This window comes from Streptomyces sp. NPDC091280 (genome assembly GCF_044768565.1).
Lineage (GTDB): Bacteria > Actinomycetota > Actinomycetes > Streptomycetales > Streptomycetaceae > Streptomyces.
In genome coordinates, this window is sequence record NZ_JBIVUZ010000004.1 from 443,893 (window position 1) to 463,678 (window position 19,786).

Here is a 19,786-nt window from a genome sequence, read left to right on the forward strand (position 1 = left end):
GTGGGGTGAGCGTCGCGATTGCGTGATCGCGTGGGGAAGCTTCGCAGATTTGACCGGGCCATGCCATAAAAAGAAGGAAGTGTGCGCATGGAGTGCAGGAAGGGGTGAACAGGGGTCGGAGGAGGACCGCGCATACTCCTACGTTGACCGGGCCATGCCTGGATTTGGCCTCCGGTTGGCCGAATGTACGCCTTCGATTGCTTCCATCGAGCGATGGACCACATCACGTTCCTCGTGGCGGTCGTCATCGTCACGGCCTTGGCCTTCGACTTCACCAACGGATTCCACGACACCGCCAACGCGATGGCGACCTCCATCGCCACCGGGGCGCTGAAGCCCAAAACGGCGGTCCTGATCAGTGGAGCTCTCAACATCGTCGGCGCCTTCCTCTCCACGGAAGTCGCCAAGACGATCTCCGGCGGCATCGTCGACGACACCCTGGTCACCCCGGGGATGATCTTCGCGGGGCTCGTCGGGGCGATCCTCTGGAACCTCCTCACCTGGCTGCTCGGACTCCCCTCCAGCTCCTCGCACGCCCTGTTCGGTGGCCTGATCGGTGCCGTCTGGGTCGGCGCGGGCTCGAACGGCGTCCACTTCGACAAGGTCGTGGAGAAGATCCTGATCCCCGCGGTGGCCTCCCCGCTCGTGGCCGGCATCGCCGCGCTCCTCGCCACCTACCTCGCCTACAAGATCACCGCGCGGGCCCGCAAGGAATCGGTGACCAAGGGCTTCCGGCTCGGCCAGATCGCCTCCGCCTCACTGGTCTCCCTCGCGCACGGCACGAACGACGCCCAGAAGACGATGGGCGTCATCACCCTCACCCTGATCTCGGTGGGCGCGCTCGGCCACGACGCCGGACCGCCGGTGTGGGTCATCACCTGCGCCGGGCTCGCGATCGGCCTCGGCACCTACATCGGCGGCTGGCGCATCATCCGCACGATGGGCAAGGGCCTCACCGACATCCAGTCCCCGCAGGGCTTCGCCGCCGAGGCCGCCTCCACCACGGTCATCCTGACCTCCGCCCACCTCGGTTTCGCGCTCTCCACCACCCAGGTCTGCTCCGGCGGCATCCTGGGCGCGGGCCTCGGCCGGCGCCTCGCCGAGGTCCGCTGGGGCACCGCGGGCCGCATGGTCATCGCCTGGCTGGTCACCCTCCCGGCCGCCGCCGCGGTCGGCGGTCTGTCCGCGACCGTCGTCAAGCACGGCGGCAACCTCGGTACGGCCCTGATCGCGCTGATCGCCGCCGCCGTGGCCGGATTCATCGTGATCGCCTCGCGCCGCAACCCGGTGCACGCCGACAACGTCAACGAGACCCACGAGGTCACCATCCGCAGCGAGGCGTCCAAGGACGTCCGTACGGCCGCCTGAGGCAAGGGAGTCGAGCTATGAGCCTGGACTGGAACGCCCTCGGCGAGGTCTTCGCGGTGAGTGTCGGAGTGACCGTCGGCGTGGTCGTCGTCTTCGCGCTGGGGGTGCTCGGCCTCGCCCAGGCCGAGACCGCCCGCGAACAGGACGGCGGCACGCACGCCCTCGGCATCGCGCAGGCGGGCTTGTGCTTTCTCGCCTGCGCGGCTGTCGTGGCGTACGGCATCTATCTCATCGTGCCGCAGTTCCACTGAACACCGCTGATCACTGAACCGCATCGAGAGGAGGCCGGGATGACGGAGCTGTTGTCGGGGCTGCGCGTCGACTACACGGACCAGGACGACCCGGTACTGATCCGGCCTGACGGCAGCCCGGTGGACACCTGGCGGGAGAACTACCCGTACGAACAGCGCATGGAGCGCAAGGAGTACGACTGGCACAAGCGGCTCCAGCAGATCGAACTGCTGAAGCTGCAACGCTGGATCAAGGAGACCGGACGTCGGCTCGTCATCGTCTGCGAGGGACGGGACGCGGCCGGCAAGGGCGGCACGATCAAGCGGTTCACCGAGCACCTGAACCCGCGCGGCGCCCGCGTGGTCGCCCTGGAGAAGCCCAGCGAGCGCGAGAGCGGTCAGTGGTACTTCCAGCGCTACGTCCAGCATCTGCCGACCGCCGGCGAGATCGTGCTGTTCGACCGGTCCTGGTACAACCGGGCCGGGGTGGAGCGCGTGATGGGGTTCTGCTCGGACGACGAGTACCGCCGCTTCATGCGCCAGGCCCCGCTGTTCGAGCGGATGCTGACGGACGACGGCGTCGACCTGATCAAACTCTGGTTCTCCGTCTCACAGGGTGAACAGCGCACCCGTTTCACGATCCGCCAGGTGGATCCGGTACGGCAGTGGAAGCTCAGCCCGATGGATCTGGCCTCGCTGGACCGCTGGGACGACTACACGGCCGCGAAGGTCGCCATGTTCCGGGAGACCGACACCGAGCAGGCCCCCTGGACCGTGGTGAAGAGCAACGACAAGAAGCGGGCCCGCGTCGAGGCCATGCGCAGCGTGCTCGCCCGCTTCGACTACGCCGACAAGGACGAGGAGGTCGTCGGCAGCCCCGATCCCCGGATCGTCGGCGCGGCGGCCACGCTCCTGGAGGCGGGGGAGGACGACACGGCGGCGGTGTTCTAGGGGCCAGGTCCCTCGGGACAGGGGGTTCTAGTCGCTGTCGCGCGGTACGAGGGTCACCCGGTGGAAGTTGCAGCCGGTCATGGGCGGGTTCCCGGAAGGGGGCCCGCCCGCGTGTGCCTTGAGGGCCATGCTGACCAGGCTCAGCAGCAGGTCGACGTCCGTCTCGCAGTCCAGGTGGACGGTCACCCAGCGGGAGCCCGGGATGATCCGGATCGCGGTCGACTCGCTCAGATCCTGATGGAACCGCAGGATCGCCCCGACCGTGAGATGCAGGTCCACATCGTGGTCGGAGTGGAAGTGCACGATCTCACTGTGGACGGACCGCAGTGCCCGCCCCGTGCCACAACTGGCCGGGCTCGCGCTGAGGTCGGGCCAGCCCGCCAGTCGCTGCATGGCTCTCTCGGCCAGGGTCATGTCCCCATCGTGGACTGCTCACCGCTTCGCAACCAGAGGTTGAGCGATTCGTAACCGTGGCGTGAGGTACCGCACACCTCCGCGGCGCCCGGTGCGCGGCCCCGCCGCGCCGGGTCAACTCGCGTCCGCCACCAGCTTTTCGTAGCCCACGAGCCGTACGCACGTGGCCACCCCGTCGATGATCTCCGCGATCTCCGAGGCGTCCGGGAAGGAGGGCGCGATCCGGATCGTACGGTCCCCGGGATCGTCGCCGTACGGGTGGGCGGCGCCCGCCGGAGTCAGGGCGAGCCCGGCGTCCGCCGCCCGGCACACCACCTCGCGGGCGCAGCCGTCCAGGACGTCCAGAGTGATGAAGTAACCGCCCCTGGGCGCGGACCAGGTGGCGAGACCGGTGTCCGCCAGCCGGTCGGTGAGGATCCGCAGCACGGTGTCGAACTTCGGCCGCAGCAGCTCACGGTGCTCGCGCATATGGGCGCGCACCCCGTCCGCGGCGCGCAGGAACATCGATGCCGAAGCGCTCGCACAGCGCGAAGTGCCGGTCGTAGCCGGGGACCGGGCACAGGAACGCGATCCGCTCCTCGTCGGCCCAGCGGCGCGCCGCCCCGGGCAGCGTGCCGAGCAGCGCGTGCACCAGACAGTCGTGCATCAGCTCCAGACTGGAGTTGCCCACCGCGAGCAACTGCCCGGCGGGCACCTGGAGGAACCCGGAGAAGATCTCCCGGAGCTCCAACAGGCCGTCCGGACCACCGTAGTTGCGGCAGTCCGTGCCCTCGGCGGAGGTGTACCGGCCGCCCGGCAGCGAGAGCAGGCCTGCGGTGGGGGAGGGGTCACGAAGGCCGACGCCACAAAGCCGGGTGTCGCACCACGAACCGATAACCGCGGCCTTCACCGGCCCGGACCCGGGTGGGGAACCGGCCGCGCGCCAGGCCATGGCACGTCGATGTCGGATTCCCGCCAGCCCCGGTCCGGTGCGTATCGGATGCTGGACGTATGCAGAACGGGATGCACACCGACACGGAGCGCTGTGTGCGCGCCGTCCAGTCCAAGGACGCGCGCTTCGACGGCTGGTTCTTCACGGCCGTCCTGACCACCCGCATCTACTGCCGGCCCAGCTGCCCGGTCGTACCGCCCAAGCCGCAGAACATGACGTTCTACCCGAGCGCGGCGGCCTGCCAGCAGGCCGGGTTCCGGGCCTGCAAGCGCTGCCGCCCCGACACCAGCCCCGGGTCCCCGGAGTGGAACCAGCGGGCCGACCTGGTCGCCCGCGCGATGCGCCTGATCGCCGACGGGACCGTGGACCGCGAGGGCGTCCCCGGCCTCGCGGCCCGCCTCGGCTACAGCACCCGGCAGATCGAACGCCAGCTCCGCGCCGAACTCGGCGCCGGCCCGCTCGCCCTCGCGCGGGCCCAACGCGCCCAGACGGCACGGCTGTTGATCGAGACGACCGCCCTTCCGATGGCGGAGATCGCCTTCGCCGCCGGCTTCTCCTCGATCCGCACCTTCAACGACACCGTGCGCGAGGTCTTCGCCCTCTCCCCGAGCGAACTGCGCGACAGGCGCCCCAGGACGGCCGTCCTCACCCCCGGCACGCTCACCCTCCGCCTGCCGTTCCGCGCCCCGCTCAACCCCGACAACCTCTTCGGCCACCTCGCGGCGACCGCCGTACCGGGCGTGGAGGAGTGGCGCGCCGGCGCCTACCGCCGCACCCTCCGCCTCCCCTACGGCCACGGCATCGTGTCGCTCACCCCCTGCCCCGACCACATCGCCTGCCGTCTCACCCTCAGCGATCTGCGGGACCTGCCCGTGGCCATCAGCCGCTGCCGCCGCATGCTCGACCTGGACGCCGACCCGGTCGCGGTGGACGACCAGCTGCGGACCGATCCCGTACTGGCACCCCTGGTGGACAAGGCACCGGGCCGCCGCGTCCCGCGCACGGTCGACGAGGCCGAGTTCGCGGTACGCGCGGTCCTCGGGCAACAGGTCTCCACGGCGGCGGCCCGCACCCACGCGGCCCGCCTGGTCACCGCCCACGGCGAACCGCTCGACGACCCCGAGGGCGGTCTGACCCACCTCTTCCCGTCCCCCGAGGCACTGGCGGCGGTGCACCCGGAGTCCTTGGCGATGCCGCGGACCCGCCGGACGACCTTCACCACCCTCGTCCGCCAACTGGCGGACGGCACAATCAACTTGGGAGTGGAGAGCGACTGGTCGCAGACCCGGGCCCGCCTCCTCGCCCTCCCCGGCTTCGGCCCCTGGACGGTCGACGTCATCGCGATGCGCGCCCTCGGCGACCCCGACGCGTTCCTTCCCACCGACCTCGGAGTCCGGCGCGCCGCACGGGAGTTGGGCCTCCCGTCGACCCCGGCCGCCCTCACCGCCCGCGCGGCGGCCTGGCGGCCGTGGCGGGCGTACGCGGTCCAGTACCTGTGGGCGACCGACAACCACCCGATCAACTTCCTGCCCGCGTAAGGGAGAACAGAAGTGACGAAGCACCACACGGTGATCGACAGCCCGTACGGCCCCCTGACCCTGGTCGCCGACGACGACGGCACCCTCTGCGGCCTCTACATGGTCGACCAGCGCCACCGTCCCCCGGAGGAGTCCTTCGGCACCCCGGACGACACCCCCTTCGCCGAGGCCACCGCCCAACTACAGGCCTATTTTGCGGGCGAGTTGAAGGAGTTCACCCTCGAACTGCGCCTGCACGGAACCCGCTTCCAACGCACGGTCTGGGAGCAGCTCCGCCGCATCCCCTACGGCGAGACCCGCTCCTACGGCGACCTCGCCGACGCCCTCGGCAACCCGGGCGCCTCCCGCGCGGTCGGCCTCGCCAACGGCAAGAACCCCATCGGCATCATCGTCCCCTGCCACCGCGTCGTCGGCGCGAACGGCAGCCTCACGGGCTACGGCGGCGGCCTGGACCGCAAGCAGCGACTGCTGGACTTCGAGAGCGGGGCGGCGCTCTTCTAGTCCCCGTTCCCGCCAGTTCCCGCTAGTTCCCGCGAAGGGACCGCAGCAGCTCGGGCAGGGCCGTCCCGATCGGCTCCCGGATGACCTCGTCGGCGAGTCCATCGTACGGTGTCGGCTCGGCGTTGACGACGACGAGCCGTGCCCCGTGATCGGCGGCGACACCGGCGAGGCCCGCGGCGGGGTGGACCTGGAGGCTGCTGCCGACCGCGATGAACACCTGGCACGCCTTGGTGACGGCGACGGCCTCGCCGAGGACCACCGGGTCGAGGTTCTCGCCGAACATCACGGTCGCCGGCTTCAGGATCCCGCCGCACTCCAGACACGGCGGATCCGCCTCGCCGGCCGCGACCCGGGCGAGGGCGTCCTCCATCGGCCCCCGCGCACGGCACTTCGTGCACAGGACACTCCGCGCGCTGCCGTGCAGTTCGAGCACCTTGCGGGCGGGCAGCCCGGCGAGCTGGTGCAGCCCGTCGACGTTCTGCGTGATGACCCGCACCGGCACACCGGCCTCCGCCAGTTCGGCCACCGCCCGGTGCGCGGTGTTCGGCTCGGCCCCCAGCACATGGTTCTCGCGGCGCAACCGCCACGAGCGGCGCCGGATCTCCGGGTCGCCCATGTAGTACTCGTACGTCACGAGCTTCTCGGCCTCCGGATCACGCCGCCACAGCCCGTTCGGGCCGCGGTAGTCGGGGATACCGGAGTCGGTGGAGATGCCCGCGCCACTCAGGAGGGCGACGAGAGGCTTGTTCATGGGGCGAGGGTAGGTGGGCCGGGTGGGGGCGTGCGAACGGATATCGGCCGCCCGGCACAAGGGAGTTCAGCCCACCCGTCGTCCGTTCTCCAGCTCCGCCGTCCCCGTCCCGTCCGCCAGTACGTCGAGCCCGACCAGGACCCGCAGTCCCAGGGACCCCGGCAGGTACTCGGTGAGTTCGCCGCGCGGGACGAGGCGCCAGGACAGCAGTTCCTCCTCCTGGAGGCGGATCGACTTGAGGTCGTTCGCGGTGAGGATCCCGCCGTCGTAGAGGTAGGCCACCAGCGGCGGGTAGTCCGGTCCGTGGTAGATCCAGTCCACGGCGAGCAGCGGGCCGAGTTCGACGTCGAGACCGATCTCCTCCAGCGTCTCGCGGCGCGCTCCCTGGCGCGGCGTCTCGCCGCCGTCCGACTCGACGGTGCCGCCCGGAAGGGCCCAGCCCTCACGGTAGTTGGGCTCGACGAGCAGGACGTTGCCCTCGGTGTCGCGGAAGAGCGCGGCGGCCCCGGCGAGGATGCGGGGGAGGCCGGCGAGGTACGTCGCGAAGTCTGGAGTGGTGGTCATGGGGGAAGGGTAACCAGCCCGCGCAGGCGCGCCGCTCGGCTCCGGGAAGCGACGGACCAGGGCTGTCGGCGGCATCGGCCGCCCACCCGGTGCCCGCCCCCGCGGTGGCACAGGGGACGCTCAGCCCGGTCCCAGCGTTCGGGCGGGGCATGACGGCGGGGGCGTCCGGCGGTTAAGGTCGCAGCGGCGCGACTGGCCCTCAAGGGCCCGTAGAGCGAGGGGATCGCAAGGTGGCGGACGCTGTGCGGAGGGGCACCCACAGGGTGCTCATCGCCGCGGACAAGTTCAAGGGGTCGCTGACGGCCGTGCAGGTCGCGGAGCGGGTGACGGCCGGGCTGCGCCGGGTCGTACCCGATCTGGAGGTCGCCGCGATGCCGGTCGCCGACGGCGGCGACGGCACGGTGGACGCGGCCGTCGCGGCCGGGTTCGAGCGACGGGAGACACGCGTCGCCGGGCCCCTCGGCGACGAGGTCACCGCGGCCTTCGCGGTCCGCGGCGACACGGCCGTCGTGGAGATGGCCGAGGCGAGTGGGCTCCAGCGGCTGCCCAAGGGCGTCTTCGCGCCGCTGACCTCCTCGACGTACGGCTCCGGCGAACTGCTGCGGGCCGCGCTCGACGCGGGCGCCCGGACGATCGTGTTCGGTGTCGGCGGCAGCGCCACCACGGACGGCGGCGCGGGCATGCTGTCCGCGCTCGGCGCCCGTTTCCTGGACGCGGACGGCGAACCGGTGCCCCCGGGCGGCGGCGCCCTGATCGACCTGGCCTCCGCCGACCTCTCCGGGCTCGACCCGCGCCTGGCCTCCGTCACGCTCGTCCTCGCCAGCGACGTCGACAACCCGCTCACCGGCCCCAAGGGCGCCGCCGCGGTCTACGGCCCCCAGAAGGGCGCCGCGCCGGACGACGTGGACGCCCTCGACGCGGCCCTCGGCCACTACGCGAAGATCCTGGAGGAGTCGGTCGGCGCCAGGGCCGCCGAGCACGCCGCCGCCCCCGGCGCGGGTGCCGCCGGCGGGATCGGCTACGGCGCGCTGCTCCTCGGCGCCCGCTTCCGCCCCGGCATCGAGGTGATGCTCGACGTCCTCGGCTTCGCCTCCGCCCTGGCGGGCGCCACCCTGGTCATCACCGGCGAGGGCTCCCTCGACGAGCAGACCCTGCACGGCAAGGCCCCGGCCGGTGTCGCCGCGGCGGCCCGCGCGGAGGGCAAGGAGGTCGTCGCCGTCTGCGGCCGGCTCGCGCTGCCCCCGCAGGCCCTCGGCCACGCCGGCATCCGCCGCGCTTACCCGCTGACCTCGGTCGAACCCGACGTGGTCAAGTGCATCGCCGACGCGGGCCCGATCCTGGAGCGCGTCGCGGAGAACATCGCGCGGGACTTCCTGGTCTGAGTCCCGCCCCGGGAACGCCGAAGGGCCCCGAGCCAAGCGGCTCGGGGCCCTTCGTTCCGTCTGTCACGACCGGCTACGACTGTGCCGCCCGCGCCTCGCGGCGGTTGTCGCGGAAGTTGTTCACGCGGCGGGCCGTCGCGAACAGCGGGATCACCGCGCCCATGACCAGCTGGAGCGCGCAGCCCGTCTGGAGGAGCAGCTGACCGCTCGGGGCGTCGAACGCCCAGGCCGCCAGCAGGCCCATCGACAGGACGATCCAGGCGAGCATCGCGACCGCGAGGCGGCCCCGCGGCTTCGGGTACTCGACCCGGCTCACCATCAGCCAGGCGGTGCCCAGGATCGCCAGGAGCGTCGCCACGAAGGGCAGCTCAAGGAGCACGATCGAGACCACCGTGAGCGCCCCGAAGGGGGAGGGCATGCCCTGGAACATGCCGTTCGGCGGGGTCACACAGGAGAAGCGCGCGAGTCTCAGCACCACGGCCAGCAGCACCACGATCGCGCCGACCGCCGCCACTCTCTGGTGCGCGTCGTCCGCGACCATGCCGTAGACAAGGACGAAGTACGCCGGGGCCAGGCCGAAGCTGATCAGGTCCGACAGGTTGTCCAGCTCCGCGCCCATGGGGGAGGAGCGCAGCTTGCGGGCGACGAGGCCGTCGAAGAGGTCGAAGACCGCCGCGCACAGCATCAGGATGACCGCGGTGGCCGCGCTGTGGCGGGCCATGCCGGTCGACTCGTCGTTGCCCGTCAGGTGCGGGATCAGGATGCCGGTGGTGGTGAAGTACACCGCCATGAAGCCGCAGGTGGCGTTGCCGAGGGTGAGGGTGTCCGCTATTGAGAGGCGGAGAGAAAGAGGCATCTCCTCCTCGTCGTCCACCTCGTCGGCCTCGGGCACCCAGCCCGCCTGTGTCTCCGGATCAATCACGGTCAATGCGAGTCACCCCAGCCACCGTCTTCTGACCGACCTCCACGTCCACCTCGACACCCTCGGGGAGGTAGATGTCGACACGCGAACCGAAGCGGATCAGTCCGATGCGCTCGCCCTGCTCGACCTTCGTGCCCTGCGGGACGTAGGGGACGATGCGGCGGGCGACGGCGCCGGCGATCTGGATCATCTCGATGTCACCGAGCTCGGTGTCGAAGTGCCAGACGACGCGCTCGTTGTTCTCGCTCTCCTTGTTGAACGCGGGAACGAAACCGCCCGGGATGTGCTCGACCGATGTCACCGTGCCGGAGAGCGGCGCGCGGTTGACGTGGACGTTCAGCGGGCTCATGAAGATGGCGACGCGGGTGCGACCGTCCTTCCACGGCATGATGCTCTGCACCACTCCGTCGGCGGGCGAGATGACCCGGCCCGGGGTGATCTCGCGCTCGGGGTCGCGGAAGAACCACAGCATGCCCGCCGCGAGCGCGGTGGCGGGTACGGCCACGGCCTTGGCGGCGCCGGACTTGCGCGCGCGTACCAGGCTGAGGGCTGCGGTGGCGACGGTCGGCAGGAGCCACGGCGATGCTCCGCGCGCCAGGCGTACGCCTGCCAGGCTGTCGCGTGGTGCAGAGGTTTGGCTGTGGGGCATGGATGACCTTCGTAGCGGATGATGCCGCACTGTAACGGGGGACGGCGGCTTTCCCGGGATCGTACCGGTCGAGGGCCACAACTGGCTAAGCCAGTAAGCCGAGTCGGCGGCTGAAGGGCGTTGACGGGGTGTGATCTTCTTCTCGAAGAAAACACCCCGAAACGGACAATCAGCCCTGGAATCGATACTCTTCGAGCAACCTGCGCCCGATGATCATTTTCTGGATTTCGGCGGTACCTTCGCCGATCAACAGCATCGGCGCCTCGCGGTAGAGGCGTTCGATCTCGTACTCCTTGGAGAAGCCGTACCCGCCGTGGATCCGGAAGGCGTCCTCCACGACCTCCTTGCAGTACTCGGAGGCGAGGTACTTCGCCATCCCTGCCTCAAGGTCGTTTCGTTCCCCCGAGTCCTTTTTGCGCGCCGCGTTGACCATCATCGCATGGGCGGCCTCGACCTTGGTAGCCATCTCCGCCAGCTTGAACTGGATCGCCTGGTGCTGGGCGATCGGCTTGCCGAAGGTGTGGCGCTGCTGGGCGTAGGAGACGCCCAGTTCGAAGGCACGCTGAGCGACGCCGCAACCACGGGCCGCCACATTCACGCGGCCCACCTCGACCCCGTCCATCATTTGGTAAAAACCTCGGCCCGTCTCGCCGCCGAGCACGCGGTCGGCCGGGATCCGCAGGCCGTCCATGATCAACTCGGTGGTGTCGACGCCCTTGTAGCCCATCTTGTCGATCTTCCCGGGGATGGTGAGACCGGGCCGGACCTCACCGAAACCGGGCTCCTTCTCCACCAGGAAGGTCGTCATCGACCGGTGCGGCGCGGTGCCCTCGGGGTGCCCCTCGTCGGTGCGCACCAGGACGGCCACGAGCGAGGACGTCCCGCCGTTCGTCAGCCACATCTTCTGGCCGTTCAGGACGTACTCGTCGCCGTCCCTGACCGCCTTGGACGTGATCGCCGACACGTCCGAGCCGAGCGCCGGCTCCGACATCGAGAACGCGCCCCGGATGTCACCCGCCGCCATCCGCGGCAGGAAGTGGTCCTTCTGCTCCTGGGTGCCGTGCTGCTTGAGCATGTAGGCCACGATGAAGTGGGTGTTGACGATCCCGGACACCGACATCCAGCCGCGCGCGATCTCCTCCACGCACAGGGCGTACGTCAGCAGCGACTCGCCCAGGCCGCCGTACTCCTCCGGGATCATCAGACCGAACAGGCCCAACTCCCGGAGGCCGTCGACGATCTGCTGCGGGTACTCGTCGCGGTGCTCCAGCTCGGTGGCGACCGGGATGATCTCCTTGTCCACGAAGTCCCGGACGGTGGACAGGATTTCCCGCTGGACGTCCGTGAGACCGGCGGTCTGGGCGAGTCGCGCCATGGCTACTTCTCCGTCTGCTTCGGTTCGGGCCGGCCGGGCTGTTCGCCGCCGCGCTCCTTGATGTACGTCTCGGTCGGCACCATCACCTTGCGGCGGAACACGCAGACCAGCGTGCCGTCCTGCTTGTAGCCCCTGGTCTCGACATACACGATCCCGCGGTCGTTCTTCGACTTCGAGGGCGTCTTGTCGAGGACCGTCGTCTCGCCGTAGATCGTGTCGCCGTGGAAGGTCGGCGCCACGTGCTTCAGCGACTCGATCTCCAGGTTGGCGATGGCCTTGCCCGACACGTCCGGCACGGACATGCCCAGCAGCAGCGAGTAGATGTAGTTGCCGACCACCACGTTCTTGCCGAAGTCCGTGGTGTTCTCGGCGTAGTTGGCGTCCATGTGGAGCGGGTGGTGGTTCATCGTCAGGAGACAGAAGAGGTGGTCGTCGTACTCCGTGACCGTCTTCCCGGGCCAGTGCTTGTAGACCGCGCCGACCTCGAACTCCTCGTAGGTGCGTCCGAACTGCATGGTGCTCAGGCCTCCGGGGCTTCGAACGTGCTGGTGCGCTCCATGCCGGCGGCCCGGCCCTTGCCCGAGATGACCAGTGCCATCTTGCGGCTGGCCTCGTCGATCATCTCGTCGCCGAGCATCGCCGAGCCCTTCTTGCCGCCGGCCTCGGACGTGTAGTAGTCGTACGCGTCCAGGATCAGCTCGGCGTGGTCGAAGTCCTCCTGCGACGGAGAGAAGATCTCGTTGGACGCCTCGACCTGGCCCGGGTGCAGCACCCACTTGCCGTCGAAGCCGAGCGCGGCGGCCCGCTGGGCGACCGCGCGGTAGCCGTCGACGTTGCGGATCTGGAGGTAGGGGCCGTCGATCGCCTGGAGGTTGTTGGCGCGGGCGGCCATCAGGATCTTCATCAGGATGTAGTGGTAGGCGTCCGCCGGGTAGCCGGGCGGCTGCTCGCCCACGACGAGGGACTTCATGTTGATCGACGCCATGAAGTCGGCCGGTCCGAAGATGATCGTCTCGACACGTTGACTGGCTTGAGCGATGGCGTTGACGTTGTTGAGTCCCTGCGCGTTCTCGATCTGCGCCTCGATGCCGATCTTGCCGACCTCGAAGCCCATCGTCTTCTCGATCTGCGTCAGCAGCAGGTCCAGGGCGACGACCTGCTGGGCGTCCTGCACCTTCGGCAGCATGATGCAGTCGAGGTTCGGCCCGGCACCCTCGACGACCGTGACGACATCGCGGTACGTCCACTCGGTCGTCCAGTCGTTGACACGCACGACCCGCGTCTTGCCCGTCCAGTCGCCCTCGTTGAGGAACTTGACGATCGTGTGCCGCGCCTCGGGCTTGGCCAGCGGCGCGCACGCGTCCTCCAGGTCGAGGAAGACCTGGTCGGCCGGGAGGCCCTGCGCCTTCTCCAGGAAGCGCGGGTTGCTCCCGGGGACCGCGAGGCACGAGCGTCGCGGACGGAGCCGGTTCACGGGGGCGGGCGTGGTCATGCGGGGACCTCCAAGGGGTCGAGCAGGGGGTCGAGCTTGTTCGCCTTCCGGATCTCGTCGACGATGCGGCCGATGATTCCGGTGATGTCGAAGTCCTTCGGGGTGAAGACCGCGGCGACCCCGGCAGCCCTGAGCTGCTCGGCGTCGCCCTGGGGGATGATCCCACCGGCGATGACAGGTATGTCTGTGGCACCGGCCACACGGAGCCGTTCGAGGACGTCCGGCACCAACTGGGCGTGCGAGCCGGACAGGATGGACAGGCCGACCGCGTGCACGTCCTCGGCCACGGCCGCGTCCACGATCTGCTCCGGGGTCAGCCGGATGCCCTGGTACACCACCTCGAAGCCGGCGTCACGCGCGCGCACCGCGATCTGCTCGGCGCCGTTGGAGTGCCCGTCCAGGCCCGGCTTGCCGACCAGGAAGCGCAGTTTGCCCACGCCCATGTCCCGCGCCGTCGCCTCCACCTTGTGGCGCACCCCGGCCATCGCCGAGCCCTCCTCGGCGGGTACGGCGACCGGGGCCGAGGAGACGCCCGTGGGCGCCCGGAACTCGCCGAAGACCTCGCGCAGGGCCCCGGCCCACTCACCGGTCGTGACACCGGCGCGGGCGCACTCCAGGGTGGCCTCCATGAGGTTGTCGGTGCCCTTGGCGGCCTCCTTCAGCCGCTCCAGCGCCTTGCACGGGCGCGGGTGGTTGAACGGCGGCTGGTAGCGCGTGTCCCGCCACCGCCCCAACGACTCGATGACCCTCGCCTCGACGGCCGGGTCGACCGTCTGGATGGCTTGATCAAGGTCGGCGGTGAGTGGATTGGGCTCGGTCGTGTTGAAGATGTTGACGCCGACGATCTTCTCTTGACCGGACTCGATACGGCCCCGGCGCTCCGCGTGCGAGGACACGAGCTGCGACTTCAGATAGCCCGACTCCACGGCGGCCATCGCGCCGCCCATCTCCTCGATGCGCTCGATCTCGGCGAGGGACTCCTCGACGAGGGAGGCCACCTTCGCCTCGATGACGTGCGAGCCGTCGAAGATGTCCGCGTACTCCAGCAGGTCGCTCTCGTGCGCGAGCACCTGCTGGATGCGCAGCGACCACTGCTGGTCCCAGGGCCGGGGCAGGCCCAACGCCTCGTTCCACGCCGGGAGTTGGACGGCACGCGCGCGTGCGTCCTTCGACAGCGTCACGGCCAGCATCTCCAGCACGATCCGCTGGACGTTGTTCTCCGGCTGCGCCTCGGTCAGGCCCAGCGAGTTGACCTGGACGCCGTAGCGGAACCGGCGCTGCTTCGGGTCCTCGATGCCGTAGCGCTCGCGGGTGATCCGGTCCCAGATGCGGCCGAAGGCGCGCATCTTGCACATCTCCTCGATGAAGCGGACGCCCGCGTTCACGAAGAAGGAGATGCGGGCGACGACATCGCCCTTGCGGTCCTCGGGGATCTGGCCGGACGCGAACACCGCGTCCAGGACGGCGATCGCGGTCGACATCGCGTACGCGATCTCCTGGACCGGGGTGGCCCCGGCCTCCTGGAGGTGGTAGCTGCAGATGTTGATCGGGTTCCACTTGGGGATGTGGTTGACCGTGTAGCAGATCATGTCGGTCGTCAGCCGGAGCGAGGGCACCGGCGGGAACACGTGCGTGCCCCGCGACAGGTACTCCTTGACGATGTCGTTCTGGGTCGTCCCCTGGAGCTGGGTGATGTCGACGCCCTGCTCCTCGGCGACGACCTGATAGAGCGCCAGCAGCCACATGGCGGTGGCGTTGATCGTCATCGAGGTGTTCATCTGGTCCAGGGGGATGTCCTGGAACAGCCGCCGCATGTCGCCGAGATGGGCCACCGGCACGCCGACCCGGCCGACCTCGCCGCGGGCGAGGATGTGGTCGGAGTCGTAGCCGGTCTGCGTCGGCAGGTCGAACGCGACCGACAGACCGGTCTGGCCCTTGGCGAGGTTGCGCCGGTACAGCTCGTTGGACGCCTCTGCCGTGGAGTGACCGGCGTACGTGCGCATGAGCCACGGCCGGTCTTTCTGACGCTCAGTCATCAATGACCTCGGGTGTCCTCGGGTGTCCTCAGATGTTCCGGAAGCGGTTGATCGCGTCGATGTGCCGCGCGCGCTTCTCCTCGTCGCGCACCCCGAGGCCTTCCTCGGGGGCCAGACACAGGACGCCGACCTTGCCCTGGTGGACGTTGCGGTGGACGTCGTGGGCGGCCTGGCCGGTCTCCTCCAGGGAGTACACCTTGGAGAGGGTCGGGTGGATCTTGCCCTTGGCGACCAGCCGGTTGGCCTCCCAGGCCTCGCGGTAGTTGGCGAAGTGCGAGCCGATGATCCGCTTCAGGGACATCCACAGATAGCGGTTGTCGTACTCGTGGTTGAACCCGGAGGTCGAGGCGCAGGTGACGATCGTGCCGCCCTTGCGGGTGACGTAGACGCTCGCGCCGAAGGTCTCGCGGCCGGGGTGCTCGAAGACGATGTCGACGTCCTCGCCGCCGGTGAGTTCACGGATGCGCTTGCCGAACCGCTTCCACTCGCGCGGGTCCTGCTCGTGCTCGTTCTTCCAGAACCGGTAGTCCTCGGCGTTGCGGTCGATGATCGCCTCGGCGCCCATCGCCCGGCAGATGTCCGCCTTCTGCGGCGAGGACACGACACAGATCGGGTTGGCGCCGCCCGCGAGCGCGAACTGCGTGGCGTACGAGCCCAGTCCGCCGCTCGCGCCCCAGATCAGGACGTTGTCGCCCTGCTTCATGCCGGCGCCGTTGCGGGAGACCAGCTGCCGGTAGGCGGTGGAGTTGACGAGCCCGGGGGCCGCCGCCTCCTCCCAGCTCAGGTGGTCCGGCTTCGGCATCAGCTGGTTGGACTTGACGAGCGCGATCTCGGCGAGCCCGCCGAAGTTGGTCTCGAAGCCCCAGATCCGCTGCTCGGGGTCGAGCATCGTGTCGTTGTGCCCGTCGGAGGACTCCAGCTCGACGGAGAGGCAGTGCGCGACGACCTCGTCACCGGGCTTCCAGGAGTTGACGCCCGGGCCGGTGCGCAGGACGACGCCCGCGAGGTCGGAGCCGATGATGTGGTACGGCAGGTCGTGCCGCTTGGTCAGCTCACTGAGCTTGCCGTAGCGCTCCAGGAAGCCGAAGGTGGACAGCGGCTCGAAGATCGACGTCCACACGGAGTTGTAGTTGACGCTCGACGCCATGACGGCCACCAGGGCTTCGCCCGGGCCGAGTTCGGGCACCGGGACGTCGTCCAGGTGGATCGACTTGCGGGGGTCCTTGTCGCGGGTGGCGAGGCCCGCGAACATCTCGGTCTCGTCCTTGTGCACGGTGATCGCGCGGTACGACTCGGGGAGCGGCAGGGCGGCGAAGTCGGCCGGAGTCGAGTCCGGCGACTGGATCGCGGCGAGGATGTCCTTCACGGTCACGGTGTTGCCTCCGGCGAAGTGCGCCCTGAGGGAGGGGCGCTGAGGGGTACGTCGGTGCTGCTGAGGGTGGGTGGAGAGATGCCGTCGGTTCGGCGGGGTGGTGCTTCGGCAGCGCTTTGTGGCGCGGGAGGGTGCCTGTGACGCAGGCGTCCGGGCGCGCAGCCCAGTGGTGGGTTGCGGGGACAGTCGGCGTACGGGAGATCTCTGTACGCCGGCCGCCCGGACACCTTCAACGTATGACACTGCGTGTCACCCCGCAAGGCACCGAGTGCCATGAATTGCTCTCAGGTGAAATCTTTACGTAACAAATGAGCGATGATCGATCGAACGGGGTCTGAAAGGTGCGTGAAAAGGGGCCCTGACATGCCAAAACGGCCACCCCGGAGGGTGGCCGTCACCACACGGGACGGGCAGGGTCAGCGGTCCCTGAGTGCCTCTTCGATGGTCCGCATGACCTCGTCCAGCGGGGCGTCGGTGCGGGCGACCGTCACCAGGACCTCGCCCTGCTGGTGCACCGCCGCCGTGGCCGGCTTGGCGGCCGTGGCGCGGCCGGCGCCGATGCCGCTGCCGAACGTCTTCCGTACGATCCCGAAGGCGTGGTCCAGCTGTGCCTCGACGTCGCCCTGGCCGCCGGCCCGCAGCCAGCGCCGCAGCACGTGGTTGTGGGCGGTGACCACGGCCGAGGCGGCGACCTCGGCGAGCAGCGGGTCGTCGTTGGCGTCGTCGTCGTGCGCGTGCTCGTCGAAGTGGCCCAGCAGGTAGCGCGTGAACAGCCGCTCGTAGCGGGCCACCGACGCGATCTCGGCCTCGCGCAGGGTGGGCACCTCGCGCGTCAGCTTGTAGCGGGCGACCGAGATCTCCGGCTGTGCCGCGTACATGCGCATGACCTCCTTGATGCCCCGGCACACCGTGTCGAGCGGGTGCTCGTGCGCCGGGGCGGCGTTGAGCACCGCCTCGGCGCGGATCAAGGTGTCGTCGTGGTCCGGGAAGATCGCCTCTTCCTTGGAGCGGAAGTGGCGGAAGAACGTCCGGCGCGCGACCCCGGCCGCGGCGGCGATCTCGTCGACGGTGGTCGCCTCGTACCCCTTCGTCGCGAACAGCTCCATCGCCGCCGCCGCCAGTTCGCGCCGCATCTTCAGGCGCTGGGCGGCGGCACGACTGCCCGCGGCACTCTCGGGTGCGTCGGGCGCGGCTGCGGTACGTGGGGGCTTGGCGGGCTGGGGCATGACCCGAACGTACTGCATGTGCGCAGCTTGCCGCGCACGTCGGGGGTTTCCCCCGCCCGGTGCGGGCGGGGGTCCTCCGGCGGGTTCGAGGAGCCCGCCCCAGTCTCCGTCGGCCGCGAACGGGTCGTCGGATCCCTCAGCGGCGGGCATATTCGCGGAAGCCGCGGCCCGTCTTGCGGCCGAGGCAGCCCGCGGCCACCAGGTGCTCCAGGAGCGGCGCGGGAGCGAGGCCCGGGTCGCGGAACTCGCGGTGCAGGACCTTCTCGATCGCCAGCGAGACATCGAGCCCGACGACGTCCAGCAGCTCGAAGGGGCCCATCGGGTAGCCGCCGCCCAGCTTCATCGCGGCGTCGATGTCGTCAAGGGACGCGTAGTGCTCCTGCACCATCTTGATCGCGTTGTTGAGGTACGGGAAGAGCAGTGCGTTGACGATGAATCCGGCGCGGTCACCACAGTCCACGGCATGCTTCTTGATCTTGACGCAGACCTCGTGGACCGTTGCGTGGACGTCGGCATCCGTCAACACCGTACGGACGACCTCGACCAGCTTCATCGCGGGCGCCGGGTTGAAGAAGTGCATGCCGATCACGTCCTGCGGACGCGAGGTGGCGCGGGCGCACGCGACGACCGGCAGGGACGAGGTCGTGGTGGCCAGGACCGCGCCCGGCTTGCAGACCTTGTCCAGCGTCGCGAACAGCTGCTGCTTGATCTCCAGGTCCTCGGCGACCGCCTCGACGGCCAGGTCGACGTCCGCGAACGCGTCGTAGGAGCCCGCCGGAGTGATCCGCTCCAGGGTCTGCGCGGCGGCCTCGGCGGTCATCCGCCCCCGGTCGACGGAGCGCGAAAGGGACTTGCCGATACGGGACTTGGCGAACTGCGCCTTCTCCTCGCTGCGGGCGGCGAGGACCACGTCGTAGCCGGCCTTGGCGAAGACCTCGGCGATGCCGGACGCCATGGTCCCGGAACCGGCGACCCCGACCGAGCGGACCGTACGGCCCGGGGCGAGCCGTCCGCCCTCCGGCGGGGTCAGCGCGTCCCGCACGACGGTGGCGCTGCCGGGCGCCTCGTAGGAGTAGAAGCCGCGGCCCGCCTTGCGGCCGGTCAGGCCCGCCTCGCTGAGCTGCTTGAGGATCGGCGCGGGGGCGTGCAGACGGTCGTGGGACTCGGCGTACATCGCCTCCAGGACCGTGCGCGCGGTGTCGACGCCGATCAGGTCGAGCAGCGCGAGCGGGCCCATGGGCAGCCCGCAGCCGAGCCGCATCGCGGCGTCGATGTCCTCGCGGGAGGCGTACTTCGCCTCGTACATCGCGGCGGCCTGGTTGAGGTAGCCGAACAGCAGCCCGTCCGCGACGAATCCGGGGCGGTCGCCGACCGCGACGGGCTCCTTGCCCAGCTCGATCGCCAGCTCGGTGACGGCGGCGACGGCGGTGGGCGCGGTCAGCACCGAGGAGACCACCTCGACCAGCTTCATCGCGGGCGCCGGATTGAAGAAGTGCAGCCCGAGCACCCGCTCCGGCCGCGCCGAGTCGGCGGCGAGCCGGGTGACGGACAGCGCGTTGGTGCCGGTCGCGAGGATGGTCCCGGGGCGCACGATCCCGTCCAGCTCGCGGAAGATCCGGTGCTTGATCTCGTACGACTCGGGGGCCACCTCGATGACGAGGTCGGCGTCGGCCGCCGCGCCCAGGTCGGTGGAGGTGCGGACCCGGGCCAGGGCGTCGGCGCGCTCCTGCTCGGTCAGCCGGCCGCGCCGCACGGCGTGCGCGGTCGCGGTCTCCAGGGCGGCGACGGCGTGGGCGGTCGCGGCCTCGCTGACGTCGATGCCGACGACCTCGCGGCCGGCCCGGGCGAGGACCTCGGTGATACCGGTGCCCATCGTGCCGAGACCGACGACGGCAATGGTCTTGAACGGGGACAGGGAAGCGTCGGACAGGGGAGTTGCCATCGCGGGACTCCTGGAATGAGGGTGACGACTGGGAGCGCGGTCCGTACGCCGAGGGGCGCGCGGAGCGCGAGAAGGAGTGCGGGTGGTGCCGGGCGACGAGCGCACACGCCCGGAGGAAGGAGAGTTCCGACCGGCCCTGTCC

20 protein-coding genes are annotated in these 19,786 nt (G+C 70.0%); 6 read left to right on the forward strand and 14 right to left on the reverse strand.

The annotated features are described in order from the left end of the window. Positions 1 to 213 precede the first annotated feature (213 nt). Genes ACIQPR_RS15265 through ppk2 form a run of 3 tightly spaced genes read left to right on the forward strand, consistent with a single transcriptional unit; the run spans position 214 to position 2,549 of the window. On the forward strand, positions 214 to 1,368 hold the full coding sequence (locus ACIQPR_RS15265) for an anion permease (RefSeq protein ID WP_403647458.1): 1,155 nt from the start codon (positions 214 to 216) through the stop codon (positions 1,366 to 1,368). Positions 1,369 to 1,385: 17 nt separating this feature from the next. Continuing rightward, positions 1,386 to 1,619, forward strand: coding sequence for a hypothetical protein (locus ACIQPR_RS15270; protein ID WP_403647462.1), 234 nt, complete (start codon positions 1,386 to 1,388; stop codon positions 1,617 to 1,619). 39 nt (positions 1,620 to 1,658) lie between these two features. Then, positions 1,659 to 2,549 carry a polyphosphate kinase 2 gene (gene ppk2, locus ACIQPR_RS15275; protein ID WP_317881084.1) on the forward strand — a complete coding sequence of 297 codons (891 nt, stop codon included), beginning with the start codon at positions 1,659 to 1,661 and terminating at the stop codon, positions 2,547 to 2,549. A 27-nt stretch (positions 2,550 to 2,576) separates the two neighbouring features. Here ppk2 and ACIQPR_RS15280 read toward each other — a convergent pair whose 3' ends face one another. From ACIQPR_RS15280 to ACIQPR_RS15290, 3 genes are all read right to left on the reverse strand, one after another. Then, on the reverse strand, positions 2,577 to 2,963 hold the full coding sequence (locus ACIQPR_RS15280; RefSeq protein ID WP_403647465.1) for a luciferase family protein: 387 nt from the start codon (positions 2,961 to 2,963) through the stop codon (positions 2,577 to 2,579). A gap of 114 nt (positions 2,964 to 3,077) precedes the next feature. After that, on the reverse strand, positions 3,078 to 3,431 hold the full coding sequence (locus ACIQPR_RS15285; RefSeq protein WP_403647468.1) for a hypothetical protein: 354 nt from the start codon (positions 3,429 to 3,431) through the stop codon (positions 3,078 to 3,080). Beyond that, positions 3,415 to 3,852 carry a hypothetical protein gene (locus ACIQPR_RS15290; protein WP_403647471.1) on the reverse strand — a complete coding sequence of 146 codons (438 nt, stop codon included), beginning with the start codon at positions 3,850 to 3,852 and terminating at the stop codon, positions 3,415 to 3,417. Before ACIQPR_RS15290 ends, ACIQPR_RS15285 begins: the two co-directional genes overlap by 17 nt. 113 nt (positions 3,853 to 3,965) lie before the next feature. On the opposite strand from ACIQPR_RS15290, the gene ACIQPR_RS15295 reads away from it, so the two are divergent. Continuing rightward, a complete protein-coding gene (locus ACIQPR_RS15295) occupies positions 3,966 to 5,432 on the forward strand; it encodes an AlkA N-terminal domain-containing protein (RefSeq protein WP_403647474.1) in 1,467 nt (488 codons plus the stop codon). A gap of 12 nt (positions 5,433 to 5,444) precedes the next feature. Beyond that, positions 5,445 to 5,933 (forward strand): methylated-DNA--[protein]-cysteine S-methyltransferase, encoded by a 489-nt coding sequence (locus ACIQPR_RS15300; RefSeq protein WP_403647477.1) that lies wholly within the window; start codon positions 5,445 to 5,447, stop codon positions 5,931 to 5,933. 22 nt (positions 5,934 to 5,955) lie between these two features. Here ACIQPR_RS15300 and ACIQPR_RS15305 read toward each other — a convergent pair whose 3' ends face one another. Beyond that, a complete protein-coding gene (locus tag ACIQPR_RS15305) occupies positions 5,956 to 6,684 on the reverse strand; it encodes an SIR2 family NAD-dependent protein deacylase (RefSeq protein WP_403647480.1) in 729 nt (242 codons plus the stop codon). A 66-nt stretch (positions 6,685 to 6,750) separates the two neighbouring features. Further along, a complete protein-coding gene (locus tag ACIQPR_RS15310; RefSeq protein ID WP_403647483.1) occupies positions 6,751 to 7,248 on the reverse strand; it encodes an NUDIX domain-containing protein in 498 nt (165 codons plus the stop codon). Between the two features lie 263 nt (positions 7,249 to 7,511). Between ACIQPR_RS15310 and ACIQPR_RS15315 the strand changes: the two genes are divergently transcribed. Then, complete coding sequence (locus ACIQPR_RS15315; protein ID WP_403647486.1) at positions 7,512 to 8,630, forward strand: glycerate kinase; 1,119 nt, start codon at positions 7,512 to 7,514, stop codon at positions 8,628 to 8,630. A gap of 73 nt (positions 8,631 to 8,703) precedes the next feature. Here the strand turns inward: ACIQPR_RS15315 and pssA are convergent, their stop codons facing one another. From pssA to ACIQPR_RS15360, 9 genes are all read right to left on the reverse strand, one after another. Further along, positions 8,704 to 9,522: a CDP-diacylglycerol--serine O-phosphatidyltransferase gene (pssA, locus tag ACIQPR_RS15320; protein ID WP_403647940.1), complete on the reverse strand. Its 819-nt coding sequence runs from the start codon at positions 9,520 to 9,522 to the stop codon at positions 8,704 to 8,706. A gap of 22 nt (positions 9,523 to 9,544) precedes the next feature. Beyond that, positions 9,545 to 10,201: a phosphatidylserine decarboxylase gene (locus ACIQPR_RS15325; protein WP_019071293.1), complete on the reverse strand. Its 657-nt coding sequence runs from the start codon at positions 10,199 to 10,201 to the stop codon at positions 9,545 to 9,547. Positions 10,202 to 10,370: 169 nt separating this feature from the next. Then, positions 10,371 to 11,576 carry an acyl-CoA dehydrogenase family protein gene (locus ACIQPR_RS15330; protein ID WP_403647489.1) on the reverse strand — a complete coding sequence of 402 codons (1,206 nt, stop codon included), beginning with the start codon at positions 11,574 to 11,576 and terminating at the stop codon, positions 10,371 to 10,373. 2 nt (positions 11,577 to 11,578) lie between these two features. Further along, on the reverse strand, positions 11,579 to 12,091 hold the full coding sequence (locus ACIQPR_RS15335; protein ID WP_403647493.1) for a MaoC family dehydratase: 513 nt from the start codon (positions 12,089 to 12,091) through the stop codon (positions 11,579 to 11,581). A 5-nt stretch (positions 12,092 to 12,096) separates the two neighbouring features. After that, entirely contained in the window at positions 12,097 to 13,068 is a 972-nt protein-coding gene (locus ACIQPR_RS15340; protein ID WP_403647495.1) for an HpcH/HpaI aldolase/citrate lyase family protein, read from the reverse strand. After that, positions 13,065 to 15,104: a protein meaA gene (locus ACIQPR_RS15345; protein WP_403647498.1), complete on the reverse strand. Its 2,040-nt coding sequence runs from the start codon at positions 15,102 to 15,104 to the stop codon at positions 13,065 to 13,067. Before ACIQPR_RS15345 ends, ACIQPR_RS15340 begins: the two co-directional genes overlap by 4 nt. 28 nt (positions 15,105 to 15,132) lie before the next feature. Further along, a complete protein-coding gene (gene ccrA, locus ACIQPR_RS15350) occupies positions 15,133 to 16,476 on the reverse strand; it encodes a crotonyl-CoA carboxylase/reductase (RefSeq protein WP_403647501.1) in 1,344 nt (447 codons plus the stop codon). Positions 16,477 to 16,892: 416 nt separating this feature from the next. Further along, positions 16,893 to 17,702 carry a TetR family transcriptional regulator gene (locus ACIQPR_RS15355; RefSeq protein WP_403647504.1) on the reverse strand — a complete coding sequence of 270 codons (810 nt, stop codon included), beginning with the start codon at positions 17,700 to 17,702 and terminating at the stop codon, positions 16,893 to 16,895. A gap of 136 nt (positions 17,703 to 17,838) precedes the next feature. After that, positions 17,839 to 19,644 carry a 3-hydroxyacyl-CoA dehydrogenase family protein gene (locus tag ACIQPR_RS15360; RefSeq protein WP_403647507.1) on the reverse strand — a complete coding sequence of 602 codons (1,806 nt, stop codon included), beginning with the start codon at positions 19,642 to 19,644 and terminating at the stop codon, positions 17,839 to 17,841. Positions 19,645 to 19,786: the final 142 nt, after the last annotated feature.